The sequence below is a fragment of the Pseudomonas sp. 10-1B genome (assembly GCF_000935045.1).
Classification (GTDB): domain Bacteria; phylum Pseudomonadota; class Gammaproteobacteria; order Pseudomonadales; family Pseudomonadaceae; genus Aquipseudomonas.
The window spans coordinates 14859-30658 of record NZ_JYKS01000042.1; the positions used below are offsets into that span (position 1 = coordinate 14859).

Below are 15800 nucleotides of genomic sequence, written 5' to 3' on the forward strand. Positions count from 1 at the left end.
TGACCTCCTCTTCGCACGACCGGTTGTAATCGTTGACTCAGGTCAGTATTAATCTATAGGCCGAGGTCAACAAACGACCTTTTCGAAACACATGATTCCATTACGGAATGAACTTCTTCCTTTTTTGCTCGGTATTTGCCCGTCATGTCCAAACGCCTGATGCCTTCGACCACCGCCCTTCAGTGCTTCGAAGCGGCCGCCCGCCACCTCAGTTTCACCCGCGCGGCCCAGGAACTGCACCTCACCCAGAGCGCCGTCAGCAAGCAGGTCGCGCAGCTCGAGGACATGCTGGCGCACTCGTTGTTCCAGCGCATTCGCCGGCGCTTGCACCTGACCCCGGCCGGCGCGCTGTACCTCACCGAAGTGAACAAGATCCTCACCCAGATCGACATTTCCAGCCGGTACATCCTCAGCTACGGCGACGAAACCGAAGTGCTGCGCATCGCCACCCAGCCCACCTTCGGTGCGCGCTGGCTGGTGCCCCGGCTCAAGGGTTTCGGCGACCGCTACCCACGCATTCACCTGGACATCCGCAACGAACTGGAACCGTTCGACCTGGTGCAGGCCAAGGCCGACATTGCCTTTTTCTTCGGCCAGGGCACCTGGCCGGGGGCAACCTGCATCGAGCTGTTCAGCGAAGAAGTGGTGCCGGTGTGCAGCCCGCAGCTGCTGGCCAACCACCGTTTCGACAGCGCCCAGGCACTGACCGAGCACCGTCTGCTGCAGTGCGTGTCGCGGCCAGAGGCCTGGCATGAGTGGTTCCTGGGCCTGGGGTTGCATAGCCAGAACAGCTACCACGGGCCGCGCTTCGACACGTTCTACCTGTGCATCCGCGCGGCCATCGCCGGCTGCGGCATTGCCCTGATTCCGCGTTACCTGGTGGCCGAGGAACTGAGCGAGGGCAAGTTGGTGGTGGCCTGGGACCACCCGGTGCCGAGCAATGGCCGGCACTTCATCGCCCATGCCGAACATGCGGCCGAAGTGCCCAAGGTTCAGGCCTTTGTACAGTGGATTCGGGAGCGGGTGGCTGAGGGGGATTGATTTGACCTGTACTGGCCTCTTCGCGGGCAAGCCCGCTCCTACAAGGATCGCACAATGCTTGGGCCTGTGATGATCCTGTAGGAGCGGGCTTGCCCGCGAAGAGGCCGGTACAGCCAACCCAAAAAATCGGCCAGATCAAGAATCCATGGAATGACCGCAATCAAATAATTCGTTTGCGGAATAACCCGTCAACACGCTTGGATAATAAGAAATTCGAACAAAGGTCCGCGTGCCCATGAACCAGGAAAGTATCAGCCAATCCATTGCAATCGTTCACCCGATCACACTTTCCCATGGCCGCAATGCCGAAGTCTGGGACACTGACGGCAAACGTTATATCGACTTCGTCGGCGGTATCGGCGTACTCAACCTGGGCCACTGCAACCCGGCTGTGGTCGAGGCCATCCAGGCCCAGGCCAGCCGCCTTACCCACTACGCGTTCAACGCCGCCCCGCATGGCCCGTACCTGGCATTGATGGAGCAGCTGAGCCAGTTCGTACCGGTCAGCTACCCATTGGCAGGCATGCTCACCAACAGCGGCGCGGAAGCGGCGGAAAACGCCCTGAAAGTAGCCCGTGGCGCCACCGGCAAGCGCGCCATCATCGCCTTCGATGGCGGCTTCCACGGCCGTACCCTGGCCACCCTGAACCTCAACGGTAAGGTCGCCCCCTACAAGCAACGGGTCGGCGAGCTGCCTGGGCCGGTGTACCACCTGCCCTACCCCAGCGCCGATACCGGGGTTACCTGCGAGCAGGCGCTCAAGGCCATGGACCGCCTGTTCAGCGTCGAACTGGCCGTGGAGGACGTGGCAGCGTTCATCTTCGAGCCGGTGCAGGGCGAAGGTGGCTTCCTCGCCCTTGACCCGGCCTTCGCCCAGGCCCTGCGCCGCTTCTGCGACGAACGCGGGATCTTGATCATCATCGACGAGATCCAGTCGGGCTTCGGCCGCACCGGCCAGCGCTTCGCCTTCCCGCGGTTGGGCATCGAGCCCGACCTGCTGCTACTGGCCAAGAGCATCGCCGGCGGCATGCCGCTGGGTACGGTGGTCGGGCGCAAAGAATTGATGGCGGCGCTGCCCAAGGGCGGCCTGGGGGGTACCTATTCGGGCAACCCGATTGCCTGTGCGGCGGCCCTGGCCAGCCTGGCGCAGATGACCGACGAGAACGTCGCCACCTGGGGTGAGCGCCAGGAGCAGGCGATCGTCCGCCGCCACGAGCGCTGGAAGGCCGCGGGACTGAGCCCGTTCATCGGCCGCCTGACCGGCGTGGGTGCCATGCGCGGGATCGAGTTCGTCAACGCCGACGGCAGCCCGGCACCAGCACAACTGGCCAAGGTGATGGAGGCGGCGCGGGCCAAGGGCCTGCTGCTGATGCCCAGCGGCAAGGCGCGGCACATCATCCGCCTGCTGGCACCGCTGACCATCGAGGCCGAAGTGCTCGAGGAAGGCCTGGATATTCTCGAGCAGTGCCTGGCGGATCTTGGTTAAGGCTTACAGGCCCAGTTCTTCCGGGGTGAGCATGTCGGACTCGAAGGCGATCCAGCCGCCTTCGAGTTCGGCGTGGCCGTTGACGATCGGGCCGTAGTAGGTGAGGCCGTTCTCCAGGGTCACGCAGATGTGCGTGGCCGACTTCTCGGGGGCTGCGAGCGTACCGACGAAATGCACCTTCTTCAGGGTTTCGGTGACGGCCTCCAGGCCGACGCGCATGCCTGGGTTTTCCGAGGCTTCGGCGTCGCCGCCACGGTCTTCGGCGCTGACGGTGATGGTGGCGGTGTACGGGTACTTGGTGCTCAAGCGGGGTTACCTCGGTGGGTGGGTAGGCGTATGGGCGCGTAGAGTACGGCAGGCGGTCGCGGTTGTCTCTACCGGCCTCTTCGCGGGCAAGCCCGCTCCTACAAGACATGCGATCCCTGTAGGAGCGGGCTTGCCCGCGAAGAGGCCGAACCTGCAAAAGGTGATCTGAAGGGCTCGATCTGTTAGGGTGCCCGCCGATGCACGCCACACCACACGAGGATCCCGAGTGAGCGCCGAAGAACCCCTGATCGCCGACCTGTTCGAAGTCGACAAACGCCTGTCCCTCAAGCCCGTGGTGGACTTCAACAACTACCTGCGCAACGCCTTCGGCGAAGGCCCGTGCCGTTGCCATCGCTGTGCGGAAGGTGGTGACGAAAGCACCTACAGCCACGCCCACACCTTCACCTTCGACGGCCGCCAGTGGCACCGCCGCTTCGCCAGCACCGCCGGCAGCGACGTCGCCCAGGTACTGAAAAAGGCCTGGCTGTCGTACACCAAGGCCGACCTCAACCTGGTCGGCACGCTGGACCTGGCCACCCTCAAGACCTTCACCGAAGCCGCCCTGCACGCGCGCCTGCTGGCCCTGCTGCCGGCCAGCGGCCTGGCCCGCGAAGTGGATGGCCAGTGGCTGCTGCAAGCCCAGGCCGACTGACGGCCGGGCGGCACGGCAGGATTCTGCCGGTCTGCTAACGTGGGGGAATCCGCCCATTCGCAGGTAGTCCGCCATGGCCCGCACAACGCCCATCGAGCTGTACCGCAATATCGGCATCGTCGCCCACGTGGACGCCGGCAAGACCACGACTACCGAGCGGATCCTGTTCTACACCGGGGTCAACCACAAGATGGGCGAGGTGCACGATGGCGCCGCGACCATGGACTGGATGGCCCAGGAGCAAGAGCGCGGCATCACCATCACCTCGGCGGCGACCACGGCGTTCTGGCAAGGCTCGACCAAGCAATTCGCGCATAAGTACCGCTTCAACATCATCGACACCCCCGGCCACGTCGACTTCACCATCGAGGTGGAGCGCTCGCTGCGCGTGCTCGATGGCGCGGTGGTGGTATTCAGCGGCGCTGACGGGGTCGAACCGCAGTCCGAAACGGTCTGGCGCCAGGCCAACAAGTACCACGTACCGCGCCTGGCCTACATCAACAAGATGGACCGCCAGGGTGCCGACTTCCTGCGTGTGGTCAAGCAGATCGACCAGCGCCTGGGCCACCACCCGGTGCCGATCCAGCTGGCCATCGGTAGCGAAGAGAACTTCATCGGCCAGATCGACCTGGTAAAGATGAAGGCCATCTACTGGAACGATACCGACCAGGGCACCAGCTACCGCGAAGAAGATATCCCCGCCGAACTGCAGGCACTGGCCGACGAATGGCGCGCGCACATGATCGAAGCTGCGGCAGAGGCCAATGACGAGTTGACCATGAAATTTCTCGAGGGCGAGGAACTGAGCGTCGACGAGATCAAGGCCGCGCTGCGCCAGCGCACCATCGCCAACGAAATCGTGCCGACCATCCTCGGCTCCTCGTTCAAGAACAAGGGCGTGCCGCTGATGCTCGACGCGGTCATCGACTACCTGCCCGCCCCCTCGGAAATACCGGCGATCAAGGGCACCGACCCCGACGACGAAGACAAACACCTGGAACGCCACGCCGACGACAAGGAGCCATTCTCGGCCCTGGCCTTCAAGATCGCCACCGACCCGTTCGTCGGCACACTGACCTTCGCCCGGGTCTATTCCGGCGTGCTCAGTTCAGGCAACGCAGTACTCAACTCGGTCAAGGGCAAGAAGGAACGCATCGGCCGCATGGTGCAGATGCACGCCAACCAGCGCGCCGAGATCAAGGACGTGTGCGCCGGTGATATCGCCGCGCTGATAGGCATGAAGGACGTGACCACCGGCGACACCCTGTGCGACATGGACAAGCCGATCATCCTCGAACGCATGGACTTCCCCGACCCGGTGATTTCCGTGGCAGTGGAACCGAAGACCAAGGCCGACCAGGAGAAGATGGGCATCGCCCTGGGCAAGCTGGCCCAGGAAGACCCGTCGTTCCGCGTGCGTACCGACGAAGAAACCGGCCAGACCATCATCTCGGGCATGGGCGAGTTGCACCTGGATATCATCGTCGACCGCATGCGCCGCGAGTTCAACGTCGAAGCCAACATCGGCAAGCCGCAGGTGGCCTACCGCGAGAAAATCCGCAATACCTGCGAGATCGAGGGCCGTTTCGTCCGCCAGTCCGGCGGCCGTGGCCAGTACGGCCATTGCTGGATCCGCTTCGCCCCTGGCGACGAAGGCAAGGAGGGCCTGGAGTTCATCAACGAAATCGTCGGCGGCGTGGTGCCGCGCGAGTACATCCCGGCCATTCAGAAAGGCATCGAGGAGCAGATGAAGAACGGCGTGCTCGCCGGCTACCCGCTGATCAGCCTGAAGGCGGCGGTATACGACGGCTCCTACCACGATGTCGACTCCAACGAGATGGCCTACAAGATCGCCGCCTCGATGGCGACCAAGCAGCTGTCGCAGAAAGGTGGCGCGGTGTTGCTGGAGCCTGTGATGAAAGTGGAAGTGGTCACGCCAGAGGAATACCAGGGCGATATCCTCGGTGACCTGAGCCGGCGCCGCGGCATGATCCAGGACGGTGACGAAACGCCGGCCGGCAAGGTAATCCGGGCCGAGGTACCGCTGGGCGAGATGTTCGGCTACGCCACCTCGATGCGTTCGATGACCCAGGGCCGGGCCAGTTTCTCGATGGAGTTCACCCGCTATGCCGAAGCGCCGGCGAGCATCGCCGATGCCATCGTCAAGAAGAGCCGCGGGGAATAATTCATTCGCCTGTGCCGGCCTCTTCGCGGGTAAACCCGCTCCCACAGGATCGCCACTGTTTAGAAGGTGGTGATATCCCTGTAGGAGCGGGTTTACCCGCGAAGAGGCCGGTACAGGTAAAAACGACTCTCAGAGCTGCTCCCCTGCCCGCTTCAACAGCTGCTTGCACCGCTCCGACAAATGCACCACGCGCAAATGCTTGCCCGCCTTGGCATAGCGCTCACGCAGGGTCTTCAATGCGGCAATCGCCGAGTAATCGACAAAACTCAGATGCTGGCAATCGAGGGTCACCTTGGCTGGGTCGTTAGCCGGGTCGAACTGGTTGAGAAACGGCGTGGTCGAGGCAAAGAACAGCGTGCCATGCATCTGGTAATGCTTGCTCCCCTCCTCGTCCACATGGCTATCGGCATACAGCTCGCGCGCATGCTGCCAGGCAAAGTTCACCGCCGCGATGACGATGCCGAACAGCACGGCGGTGGCTAGATCGGTGAACACCGTGACCACGGTCACCGCAATGATCGCCAGCACATCATTTACCGGCACCTTGTGCAGCACCCGCAACGACGCCCAGGCGAAGGTCTGCTGGGCTACCACGAACATCACCCCGACCAATGCCGCCAGCGGAATCCGCTCGATCAGCGGCGACAGGAACAGCACGAACAACAGAATCATCAACCCGGCCACTACACCCGATAACCGGCCACGGCCATTGGAACTGAGGTTGATTACCGTCTGCCCGATCATCGCGCAACCACCCATGCCACCGCACAAGCCAGAAACCATGTTCGCTGCGCCCAAAGCCACGCACTCACGGTCCGGGTAGCCACGGCTTTCGGTGATTTCATCGGTCAGGTTCAGCGTCAGCAGGGTTTCCAGCAGACCAACCATGGCCATTAGCACCGCATAGGGGGCGATGATTTTCAGGGTTTCCAGGTTCCACGGCACATCCGGCAGCGCCAGCCCCGGCAGGCCGCCAGCGATATGCGCCATGTCACCCAGGGTGCGAGTAGGCAGCCCGAGCAGGTACACCAGCAGGCCAACCCCCAAAATCGCCACCAGCGCCGGCGGCACCGCGCGGGTCAGCTTCGGCAGCACGTAGACCACCAGCATGGTCAATGCGACCAAGCCGATCATCAAGTACAGTGGCGAACCGCTGAGCCAGTGTTCCCCTGCCTTGAAATGCTCCAACTGGGCCATGGCGATCACGATTGCCAGGCCATTGACGAAGCCCAGCATCACCGGATACGGCACCAGCCGCACCAGTTTGCCCAGGCGCAGCAGGCCGAACAGGATCATCACTACCCCACCCAGCAACACCGTGCCCAGCAGGTACTGCACGCCGTGCTGCACCACCAGCGCAACGATCACCACCGCCATCGAGCCGGCGGCACCGGAGATCATCCCAGGGCGGCCACCGAACAGCGCGGTCAGGGTGCAGATGATAAAGGCACCATACAAGCCCATCAGCGGGTTGAGGTGGGCCACCAGGGCGAAGGCGATGCACTCGGGCACCAGGGCGAACGAGGTGGTCAGGCCGGCAAGCAGGTCGGCGCGTAGTCGGGCGGGTTTCATGGGCATCCTGTGCTGCAGTCCGGATGGACAGGTAGAAAACGAGGGGCGCGATGTTACGGAATTTGTCTGGCAGCGGCCACCGCTCAACGTACCCGGTCCCGGCTCTGCACTGCCAGGTCCAGCGCACGCTGCATGTCCAGGCGCGCCGAGCGGCCCAGGTCGGGGTCGTTCAACTGACCGCCACGCTCCGAAGGCAGGATGGGTGCCGTCAGGTCTTCGGCATCCATGGCCTCGAAATCCTGCTCGGGCCCCAGGGTCAAGGCACTGCGCCGCAACAGCATGCGCACCTGCTCTGGGGTCAGGGCCGGGTTGATCGACAGCATCGCCGCCACGGTGGCTGTCACCAGAGGGGTTGCGTATGACGTGCCGCAATGTGCCGTATCAGCAGCTGCTGGACGAATGCAGGCTGCAGCACTGACATCCACGCGCATATCGATATTGGAGCTGTGACGCTTGCGCACGTGCCGAGGGTCTTCGACCGCTACGGCCTTGTCGCTACGCTGGTGCCCGCCCACCACCAGCAGTTGTTCGGTGATGAACGACGACGGCAGGCGATACTCATCGGTACCCGACCAGGACGCACCATTGCCCGCCGAGTTCACCACTACCACATCAGGGTGCTGGGCGCGCAACCAGAGGAAAAACTCCTCGAGCAGCTCCTCATAGCCGCTCATCGCCAGCCCGGAGCGCACCAGCGAATCGACCTCATCCCCCTTGACGTTCCTTGCCCCGACCCTGTGGATTCCCCAACTCCAGTTCAACACCCGCACGCCATCCTCGACCAGGTTTACCGAAGCCGCGATATTGGCCGTGACGCCGGCATCCGAGTTGCGCTCGACAATCACCTCGAAGCCCGGGCTGGGCTGGCCCAAGCCAGGTAGAAAACCCTGTTCCCGTGCAGCCAGAATGCCCGCCACATGGCTGCCATGGCTGGAGGCACGATCGCCATCGCGGGCATACAGGCACGTTTGGCCCTTGGCGCACCCACCCCGATATCCTTTGAACGCCGGCGCGTCGAAGTCCACCTCGCGCTCGATCACCCCTACCCGCACGGGCTGCACCGGTACACGGGAAGCCGGAATACGCCGCTGGTAGAAATACAGGGCGTCCATGAAGCGGTTGGCGGCCCATTCGTCCGCCTGATCGATGGCCTGGGGATCGCGCCCGCCGCCTTCTTCGCCGCGCTCGGGGGCGGACTCCTCGACAATCACCGCATCCACGCTGACTTCGCTGCCCATACGCAGAATCATCGCATCACGCTGTATCAGGTCATGCACAGGCAAGCGCAACTGGTAGACATTGAGCGGCGGGATGCCACCTACCACCTTGGCGCCATATTTACCGGCGATACGCCGGGCCTCCTGGAGGCCGTCGTGCTTTTCTTCGATCAGCAGGCTGACCAGATCGACGTAGGTCGTCAGGCCGTCCATGTTCTTCGCCACCTCGCCAGGGCCTGCGGCAACCACATGGCTGCGCTGGCGGCTGAGCCACACAGGGTTGCTGGTGCGGCCACCGTCTTGCAGCCATAGCGGCGCGCTGCGCTCGGCGGCTTTCGCCAGTTTCAGCGTAAGCCTGTCACCCTGCCGTTCAATTTCGGCTTTCGACAGCTGCACACCGCCAAGCCATACCGTCGGCAATCCAGCCTCGAGCCCTTCCGCACCCAGGCACCATTGCTGTTCGGCATCGCCAAGCAGGTCGCCGCAACGTTGCAGTTGCTTGATGCGTAACGAGTCTGCTGCGGCCTGTGCACCAAGGCTGCACAGGCACAACAACAGGATGAGACCATGCTTCATGACAATCAGCCCCCGCACTCCCTGTGATTGCGACTGACGAGGCAAGTCAAAGGTTCAGCGGTGGCCGGCAATTGCCTTGTCGTGGGCCAGCCATTCGGCCATGGACGCATCCTCCAGCGCATACTCGCCACGATTGGCCTTCCATACCAGTTCCTTGTCGCGCAAAGCATCAAGGGCCTTCTGTACGTTGGGCGTGCTGGCATTGGCCTCGGCTTGGGCCAGTTCCAGCTTGCGGCTGACATCGGCCAGGGTTTGCTCGGTAAACGGCGAAAAAGGCTGCCGGCCGAGGGTGCGCTCGGCCATTACCTCAAGCACTGCCTGCTGCAAGGGAGAAAGCTCGTTCCAGGCGCTTTCGTAGTCACTCCATACGCCGGCCTGGTGATTGAGTGCCCCGTTGCGCAACAATTCACCCAGGTTGCCCGCCTCACCCAGGCCGACGCTCACCTCGGCCAACAGCTTGTTGAGCATTTCCGGGCGCCGGCCAACCAGCTCGAAAGCGTAGGTCAGGTCCTCGACCTTGAACTGGTTACTGTCAGCCAGGCGCCGGTTCCACAAGCCAGTGATGAACTCGACATATTCACGCCCCAGCAATGGAAATGGCGTGATGCTGGCACCGAAGAACGGCTGCTTGCTCTTCAACACCAGGTTGGCCAGCTTGTCGCGGCTGGAACCGGTGAACACCAGGCGCAAGCCGTCCGGACGGTCACCAGGGTTGAGATGGTCACGCGCGGCTTTTAGCGCGAACATCGCGTTCAGGCCATCTTCACTGTTGAGGGCATGCTGGGCCTCGTCGATGATCAGTATCACCATCTGCCCCGACACCTGATGCAGCACGGCGAGTGCCTGGGCCAGCGTAGTACCCGCAGGCAGTTGCGGCCGGGTGAAATCCCAGCTGAGCGTGCGCAGCAGGTTTATCTTGTCGATACCGGCCTTTTTCGCAGCCTTAGCCAGCGCCCCTTCGAAGCTGCCCAGCGCAGCACCGATGGCGCCACTGATGAGCTCTGCCGGCGCGGCATCACGGTCCGACCACAGGTCGACGTAAACCGGTAGCCAGCCGCGCCGTACGCATTCCGGAATGAAGTCATTGTTGAGGAAGGTGCTCTTGCCCGTACGCCGGGGCGCGGCGAGGAACATGCCCGAGCTGTAATCGACCAGCGACTCACCGGCCAGGTCCTGGCCCAGAGCCTTGGCCAACTGATCGCGACGCAGGAGCGGGCGAATGGGAGACATGTGATTATCCTCAATTATCTTGATGACTATAATTTATAGCCTACAAGATAAAACCCGATAAATCATCCAGTCACCTCACGTCAACGACGTGATCCAGATCCTGCAGACAGCCGGTAATTTTGCCATCATATTGATTCACCCTGCGGAGATCATGGACATGCCGCTACGCCCCCTTCTCGCCTCCCTGCTGCTGGTTGCCAGCCTCACCGCCCAGGCTGCTACCGAAGTCGTGCCGCTGCAGTACCGCAGCAGCGCCGAACTGTTGCCCGCCGCGCAGGCGTTCATCGGCAAGGACGGCACGGTCAGCGCCTTCGAGAACAAGCTGATCATCAACGCCAGCCCCGAGCGCATCGACGACCTGCGCGCCCTGCTGCAACAACTGGACACTGCCCCCAAGCGCCTGCTGATCAGTGTCGACAACAACGACAGCAACTTCCAGGACAACCGTGGCAACGCGCGGGTCATTCACTACGGCACCAGCAACCGCGACGGCGGCATGCAACAGGTGCAGGCCAGCGAAGGGCAGCCGGCACTCATCCAGGTGGGTCAGAGCATCCCGATTACCAGCACCAGCACCGATGGCTACGGGCGCATCCAGAGCAACACCGAATACCGCAATGCGACCCAGGGTTTCTACGTCACCCCAAGCCTGAGTGGCGATACGGTTCGCCTGCAAATAAGCACCAATAATGACCGCATCAGCAGCGAACGTGCCGATGTAGTGAAAGTGCAAAGTACCGACACGACCATCACCGGCAAGCTCGGCGAATGGATCACACTGGCGGGCTACAACCAGCAGAGCCAAGCCGAGCGCAGTGGGTCAAGCCGCAGTTACAGCACCCAGCGCGGTGAAAACATGACTTTACGTGTCAAAGTCGACCTTCTCGACTGACCCCAGGCATTTCAAGGCCTCGACCAAAGGCCTTGAAACTGACCGCCAAGTCGCATTAGACCAAAGATGTAGTAAGTGAAAAAAACCACTACAAAACATTTGACAGGGTCTTTTTCCCAAGGGCATGATGGCCTCGCTCCCGCTAATCAGGGGCCCTGGCAAGGGCCTTCGAGGCGCGCTCCTCCCACCCCTGGAGGCGCCTTGTGTCTATACGGCCCACAAGGCGGTTCGACGGGATTGCGACTGCAACGAAGAAGTTGTCCCGAGGGACGGAAGCGCATCACCGCAGTACTGGCAATCGCGTAGCACCGCAGCAAGGCAACCACGAGCCGACCTGCCGGAGCACACCTTCGCCTGGCCTGCCCACCCTTCCCCCTTCGAGCCTTCACGTTCGCCGCCGCAACTCCTGCGAACAGGACAGCCGCCTGGCTCCTGATCTGCTCCGAGCATCAGCACAATTACCCCAAGATCGATGCGACGAGGTTTATTTCCATGGCACTGACACGCGAACAGCAAATTGCAGCCCTCGAGAAAGACTGGGCCGAGAACCCGCGCTGGAAAGGCGTGACCCGTACCTACACCGCCGCTGATGTCGTTCGCCTGCGTGGCTCCGTGCAACCTGAGCACACCTTTGCCCGTCAGGGTGCAGAAAAACTGTGGAAGCTGGTCACCGAAGGTGCCCACCCGTCCTTCCGCCCAGAAAAAGATTTCGTCAACTGCATGGGTGCCCTGACCGGCGGCCAGGCAGTGCAGCAGGTAAAAGCCGGTATCCAGGCCATCTACCTGTCCGGCTGGCAGGTTGCCGCCGACAACAACTCGGCCGAGTCCATGTACCCTGACCAGTCGCTGTACCCGGTCGACTCGGTACCGACCGTGGTCAAGCGCATCAACAATGCCTTCCGCCGCGCCGACCAGATCCAGTGGAAAGCTGGCAAGAACCCGGGCGACGATGGCTACATCGACTACTTCGCACCGATCGTGGCCGACGCCGAAGCCGGTTTCGGTGGCGTACTCAACGCCTACGAGCTGATGAAGAACATGATCGAAGCGGGCGCCGCCGGTGTGCACTTCGAAGACCAGCTGGCCTCGGTGAAAAAATGCGGCCACATGGGCGGCAAGGTACTGGTGCCGACCCAGGAAGCCGTACAGAAGCTGGTGGCCGCGCGCCTGGCAGCCGACGTGTCGGGCGTGCCGACCATCATCCTGGCCCGTACCGACGCCAACGCCGCCGACCTGCTGACCAGCGACTGCGACCCGTACGACCAGCCGTTCGTGGTTGGCGAGCGCACCCGTGAAGGCTTCTACAAGGTACGCGCCGGCCTCGACCAAGCCATCTCCCGCGGCCTGGCCTACGCCCCATACGCCGACCTGATCTGGTGCGAAACCGCCAAGCCGGACCTGGACGAAGCCCGCCGCTTCGCCGAAGCGATCAAGAAGGAGTACCCGGACCAGATCCTGTCGTACAACTGCTCGCCGTCCTTCAACTGGAAGAAGAACCTGGACGACGCCACCATCGCCAAGTTCCAGCGCGAGCTGTCGGCCATGGGCTACAAGCACCAGTTCATCACCCTGGCCGGCATCCACAACATGTGGCACGGCATGTTCAACCTGGCACACGACTACGCCCGCAACGACATGACCGCCTACGTGAAGCTGCAGGAGCAGGAATTCGCCGACGCCAACAAAGGCTACACCTTCGTGGCACACCAGCAGGAAGTGGGCACCGGCTACTTCGACGACATGACCACCGTGATTCAGGGCGGGGCATCGTCGGTGACTGCGCTGACTGGCTCGACCGAGGAAGAGCAGTTCCACTGATAGTGGGTTGCTGTTGAACAAAGGCCCGGGGCTTGTGAAAGCGCCGGGCCTTTGTTTTTGCCAATGCTGGCCGATTCAAGTCACAGTGAAACCCACCATCAGAGCAGTGAGCTCTCTGCATCCAACCCCTAGTATTATTGTCAGTTTTTCAATCCCACATCTTCTGAGAGCCTAGCGACTACCCTAAGCAGGAGTCGCATCATGCCAACCACCTTCAACGCTGGCGAGCTAGACCTAGAGTTCGCTTCGCAGGGCCGCTTTTCGCACCCCGAGTACAACCACCTCGGCCCAATTGCCATACTCGAATCAACTCAAAAAACCCTTATTTCCTCGGCCCCCAGAAACGCGACAGCAATCAAACTGCTACGCCTTGACGTTGATGGCAGGCTTGATACCGAGTTCGGTTCGAACGGCATCGCAACGATCGAGTATGGAGGTCCCCAGAGGGTGTTTCTGTCCGAGATCATTACGGACGAAGCCGGGCGAATATTTGTGGTCGGTGACTACAACTACGCCCCGGATTCATATCACCCCATCGTCTTTCGCTTGCTCGCCAATGGCGAGCCCGACATCCATTTTGGCGAGGATGGGAAGCCCTATCGCATTTACCAATCTATCAGTTCCCAACCTAAGGACCGGGTGATCAATTCAGCATCGGCTACCAAGAACAGCGGATCATCTGGACAGGGCAACGACGGCGCAGGCATCTGGAACGGAGTCCTCTACTTCCGTTCGCGCGACCATATTGTTGCAATCACGCTGAAGGGGGATTTGGCCACTGACTTCAACGGCACAGGCTCCTGGCGCGCAGCGCACGAAGGTCAACCAGTGCTGCTGGGGGCAATGGCGCTGAATGAAAAGGGTATTTATGCGGCGCACGCGCCGATGCCTGCTGAAGACTTCCAGAACCATGTCGTCGTGACCCGCCTTGATCAGCGAGCCAAGGTCGACGAGGGATTTGCCGCCCATGGTCATTTGCGCCTGAGTACGCCGGGGCACACGTTGCTTCCAGCACGGCTAAAGCAGTCGACCTCCAATCACCACTTCGTGCTGGCATGCCGCACCGACATCAACACTCTTGATGAGGGTACCGCGCTCATGTCCTTTAACAGCGACGGTACGCTGAACGCCGATTTCAACGAAGGGAGACCTGTGATTATCCAAAAGAACCCATCGGTAATGGCCTCCGCATCAGATCTATCCTTTGACGCAAGATCCGGCGATGCCGAAAAAATTTACCTGACCGTGCTTTATGAAAATGAAGAATCAGAGGGCTTATTTGTCACTTTGCGCTTCAACAGCGATGGCAACCTAGACCGTGATTATGGCGCTGATGGCTGGGCATTTGTCGGGAAGAGCGGGATGGCCTCGTGGGTCAGTTGTCAACGCAATGGCCAAGCGCTTGTCGCTTGCAATCTCAAGCTTCCGACAGACACCAGAACCGGTCTCTATCTGGCACGCCTTGGCGCCTGAAACAGAAGTGGTACCGGTCGGTTTGACCGAGGAAGAGCAGTTTCACTGATTGTGGGTTGCGGTTGGACAAAGGCCCGGGGCTTGTGAAAGCTGCGGGCCTTTGTTTTTGCCGGTACCGGCCCTTTCGCGGGTGACCCGCTCCTACAGGGCGGATGAACCTGTGGGAGCGGCCTTGTGTCGCGAAAGGGCCGCGCAGCGGCCCCGGCAATTTTGCGGTGATGCACAGATCCTGGGGGCGCTTCGCACCCCTTTCGCGACGCAAGGCCGCTCCCACAGAAGAATCGCGCTTATCAGGGGTACCTCAGTGCTTCATGCCCAGCTCGGCATCATCCTTCAGCGCCTTTGCCATCGCACTCAGGTAGTGGGCAGCCCAGATCATCATCGGCTTCTCGTCCATCAGGCCGGTGATGGTCAGTTTCCGTACGTAGCCCATCAACTCTGACGATTGCTCGCGGGCGTCGCGGCAGGGAATGCCTGGCTCGATGCGGAACAGGGGGTGGGTGCCGTTTTCGCCTTGGTAGAAGGTGGTTTTGCCGACGGTGAATTGGGTGTCTTCTGTTGCCATTGTTCATTCCCCTGAAAATTCGTTAGCACCTGGGCGGGCCCTTTCGCGGGTAAACCCGCTCCCACAGGTACCGTGCAAGTCTTGAATGCTGTGGTCATCCTGTGGGAGCGGGTTCACCCGCGAAGAGGCCAGCTCAGACAACACATCACTCAAACTTCAGTGCGAAGTCCGATGCTCCGCGGGCATCTGCACCTGGATTAATGCCGACTCAAGCAAAGCCCGTAGCGCCTCCAGCTCATGCATCGAGGTCATCATCAGGATCGAGGCCGGTGATTTGGGCTGCAGCAGCAAAGCCTGATGCACCACGGTGGCGGCGCATAGCGCGTAGTCGGTGGCCTGGATCAGGATGTCTTCAAGGGAATGGGGGTTGTGGGGTGGATCGGGGACAACTTTCAGCATGACTCGCTCCTTTCTTTCCTGTTTGGCCGCCATCCGCCCGCTGTCAAACGGTTGGGTGGCAGCTATGCGCGGGTTGACAGACCGGTGGAAAGAAAGAAAGACCGGCGCACGCGAACGTGCCCACACGCACAGCCGCCATTGAGGCAAAGCGAGTGCACCTTCTTTCAATTCCGGCCTGTCAAAGCCGTGTCGTTGATGAGCAACGACAAGCCGAGACTAGAGCGCTGCCAGAGCGGCCGCAACGGAAAAAAGGCGGCAAGAGTATGTTTGGGAAATGGCCTACAGGGAAGGGGTCAAATCCGACATGTCAGGTGTTCTGCGCCCGATTGCGTCAGGGCGACAAGGTGATCGGTTTGGATTTTGCGGTGTCGCGCAGATCGAGCGCCGC

At 61.6% G+C, this 15800-nt stretch carries 13 protein-coding genes; 7 read left to right on the forward strand and 6 right to left on the reverse strand.

Going from position 1 to position 15800, the window contains the following annotated elements; all coding sequences use genetic code 11:
* The first annotated feature begins 144 nt into the window (after positions 1-144).
* Both gcvA and TZ03_RS21920 read left to right on the forward strand, forming a co-directional pair.
* On the forward strand, positions 145-1041 hold the full coding sequence (gene gcvA, locus TZ03_RS21915) for a transcriptional regulator GcvA (protein WP_051100372.1): 897 nt from the start codon (positions 145-147) through the stop codon (positions 1039-1041).
* 235 nt (positions 1042-1276) lie between these two features.
* Positions 1277-2527 (forward strand): aspartate aminotransferase family protein, encoded by a 1251-nt coding sequence (locus TZ03_RS21920; RefSeq protein WP_051100373.1) that lies wholly within the window; start codon positions 1277-1279, stop codon positions 2525-2527.
* A 3-nt stretch (positions 2528-2530) separates the two neighbouring features.
* On the opposite strand, the gene TZ03_RS21925 is transcribed toward TZ03_RS21920, so the two are convergent.
* On the reverse strand, positions 2531-2833 hold the full coding sequence (locus TZ03_RS21925; protein ID WP_051100374.1) for a hypothetical protein: 303 nt from the start codon (positions 2831-2833) through the stop codon (positions 2531-2533).
* A 226-nt stretch (positions 2834-3059) separates the two neighbouring features.
* On the opposite strand from TZ03_RS21925, the gene TZ03_RS21930 reads away from it, so the two are divergent.
* Both TZ03_RS21930 and fusA read left to right on the forward strand, forming a co-directional pair.
* Positions 3060-3485 (forward strand): hypothetical protein, encoded by a 426-nt coding sequence (locus TZ03_RS21930; RefSeq protein WP_051100375.1) that lies wholly within the window; start codon positions 3060-3062, stop codon positions 3483-3485.
* A gap of 73 nt (positions 3486-3558) precedes the next feature.
* Positions 3559-5670 (forward strand): elongation factor G, encoded by a 2112-nt coding sequence (fusA, locus tag TZ03_RS21935; protein WP_051100376.1) that lies wholly within the window; start codon positions 3559-3561, stop codon positions 5668-5670.
* A 129-nt stretch (positions 5671-5799) separates the two neighbouring features.
* Here fusA and TZ03_RS21940 read toward each other — a convergent pair whose 3' ends face one another.
* The 3 genes from TZ03_RS21940 to TZ03_RS21950 all read right to left on the reverse strand — a co-directional run bounded on the left by TZ03_RS21940 (position 5800) and on the right by TZ03_RS21950 (position 10265).
* Positions 5800-7242 carry a SulP family inorganic anion transporter gene (locus TZ03_RS21940; RefSeq protein ID WP_051100377.1) on the reverse strand — a complete coding sequence of 481 codons (1443 nt, stop codon included), beginning with the start codon at positions 7240-7242 and terminating at the stop codon, positions 5800-5802.
* 83 nt (positions 7243-7325) lie between these two features.
* Entirely contained in the window at positions 7326-9035 is a 1710-nt protein-coding gene (locus TZ03_RS21945; protein ID WP_051100378.1) for a S8/S53 family peptidase, read from the reverse strand.
* A 54-nt stretch (positions 9036-9089) separates the two neighbouring features.
* Positions 9090-10265: a hypothetical protein gene (locus TZ03_RS21950; RefSeq protein WP_051100379.1), complete on the reverse strand. Its 1176-nt coding sequence runs from the start codon at positions 10263-10265 to the stop codon at positions 9090-9092.
* Positions 10266-10422: 157 nt separating this feature from the next.
* Between TZ03_RS21950 and TZ03_RS21955 the strand changes: the two genes are divergently transcribed.
* The 3 genes from TZ03_RS21955 to TZ03_RS21965 all read left to right on the forward strand — a co-directional run bounded on the left by TZ03_RS21955 (position 10423) and on the right by TZ03_RS21965 (position 14448).
* A complete protein-coding gene (locus tag TZ03_RS21955; protein ID WP_051100386.1) occupies positions 10423-11157 on the forward strand; it encodes a secretin N-terminal domain-containing protein in 735 nt (244 codons plus the stop codon).
* A gap of 492 nt (positions 11158-11649) precedes the next feature.
* Positions 11650-12975 carry an isocitrate lyase gene (aceA, locus tag TZ03_RS21960; protein ID WP_051100380.1) on the forward strand — a complete coding sequence of 442 codons (1326 nt, stop codon included), beginning with the start codon at positions 11650-11652 and terminating at the stop codon, positions 12973-12975.
* Between the two features lie 201 nt (positions 12976-13176).
* Complete coding sequence (locus tag TZ03_RS21965) at positions 13177-14448, forward strand: delta-60 repeat domain-containing protein (protein ID WP_051100381.1); 1272 nt, start codon at positions 13177-13179, stop codon at positions 14446-14448.
* Positions 14449-14749: 301 nt separating this feature from the next.
* Here the strand turns inward: TZ03_RS21965 and TZ03_RS21970 are convergent, their stop codons facing one another.
* Both TZ03_RS21970 and TZ03_RS21975 read right to left on the reverse strand, forming a co-directional pair.
* A complete protein-coding gene (locus tag TZ03_RS21970; RefSeq protein ID WP_051100382.1) occupies positions 14750-15013 on the reverse strand; it encodes a DUF3077 domain-containing protein in 264 nt (87 codons plus the stop codon).
* A gap of 156 nt (positions 15014-15169) precedes the next feature.
* The gene (locus tag TZ03_RS21975; protein ID WP_051100383.1) at positions 15170-15412 is read right to left on the reverse strand and encodes a hypothetical protein; all 243 of its coding nucleotides are present in this window, start codon (positions 15410-15412) and stop codon (positions 15170-15172) included.
* Positions 15413-15800: the final 388 nt, after the last annotated feature.

Bases quoted from the DNA above. Each gene is read 5' to 3' on its own strand.
- aceA (WP_051100380.1), top strand. From the start codon at position 11,650: ATGGCACTGACACGCGAACAGCAAATTGCAGCCCTCGAGAAAGACTGG.
- TZ03_RS21945 (WP_051100378.1), bottom strand. From the start codon at position 9,035: ATGAAGCATGGTCTCATCCTGTTGTTGTGCCTGTGCAGCCTTGGTGCA.
- TZ03_RS21940 (WP_051100377.1), bottom strand. From the start codon at position 7,242: ATGAAACCCGCCCGACTACGCGCCGACCTGCTTGCCGGCCTGACCACC.
- TZ03_RS21950 (WP_051100379.1), bottom strand. From the start codon at position 10,265: ATGTCTCCCATTCGCCCGCTCCTGCGTCGCGATCAGTTGGCCAAGGCT.
- TZ03_RS21970 (WP_051100382.1), bottom strand. From the start codon at position 15,013: ATGGCAACAGAAGACACCCAATTCACCGTCGGCAAAACCACCTTCTAC.
- TZ03_RS21920 (WP_051100373.1), top strand. From the start codon at position 1,277: ATGAACCAGGAAAGTATCAGCCAATCCATTGCAATCGTTCACCCGATC.
- TZ03_RS21965 (WP_051100381.1), top strand. From the start codon at position 13,177: ATGCCAACCACCTTCAACGCTGGCGAGCTAGACCTAGAGTTCGCTTCG.
- gcvA (WP_051100372.1), top strand. From the start codon at position 145: ATGTCCAAACGCCTGATGCCTTCGACCACCGCCCTTCAGTGCTTCGAA.
- TZ03_RS21955 (WP_051100386.1), top strand. From the start codon at position 10,423: ATGCCGCTACGCCCCCTTCTCGCCTCCCTGCTGCTGGTTGCCAGCCTC.
- TZ03_RS21975 (WP_051100383.1), bottom strand. From the start codon at position 15,412: ATGCTGAAAGTTGTCCCCGATCCACCCCACAACCCCCATTCCCTTGAA.
- fusA (WP_051100376.1), top strand. From the start codon at position 3,559: ATGGCCCGCACAACGCCCATCGAGCTGTACCGCAATATCGGCATCGTC.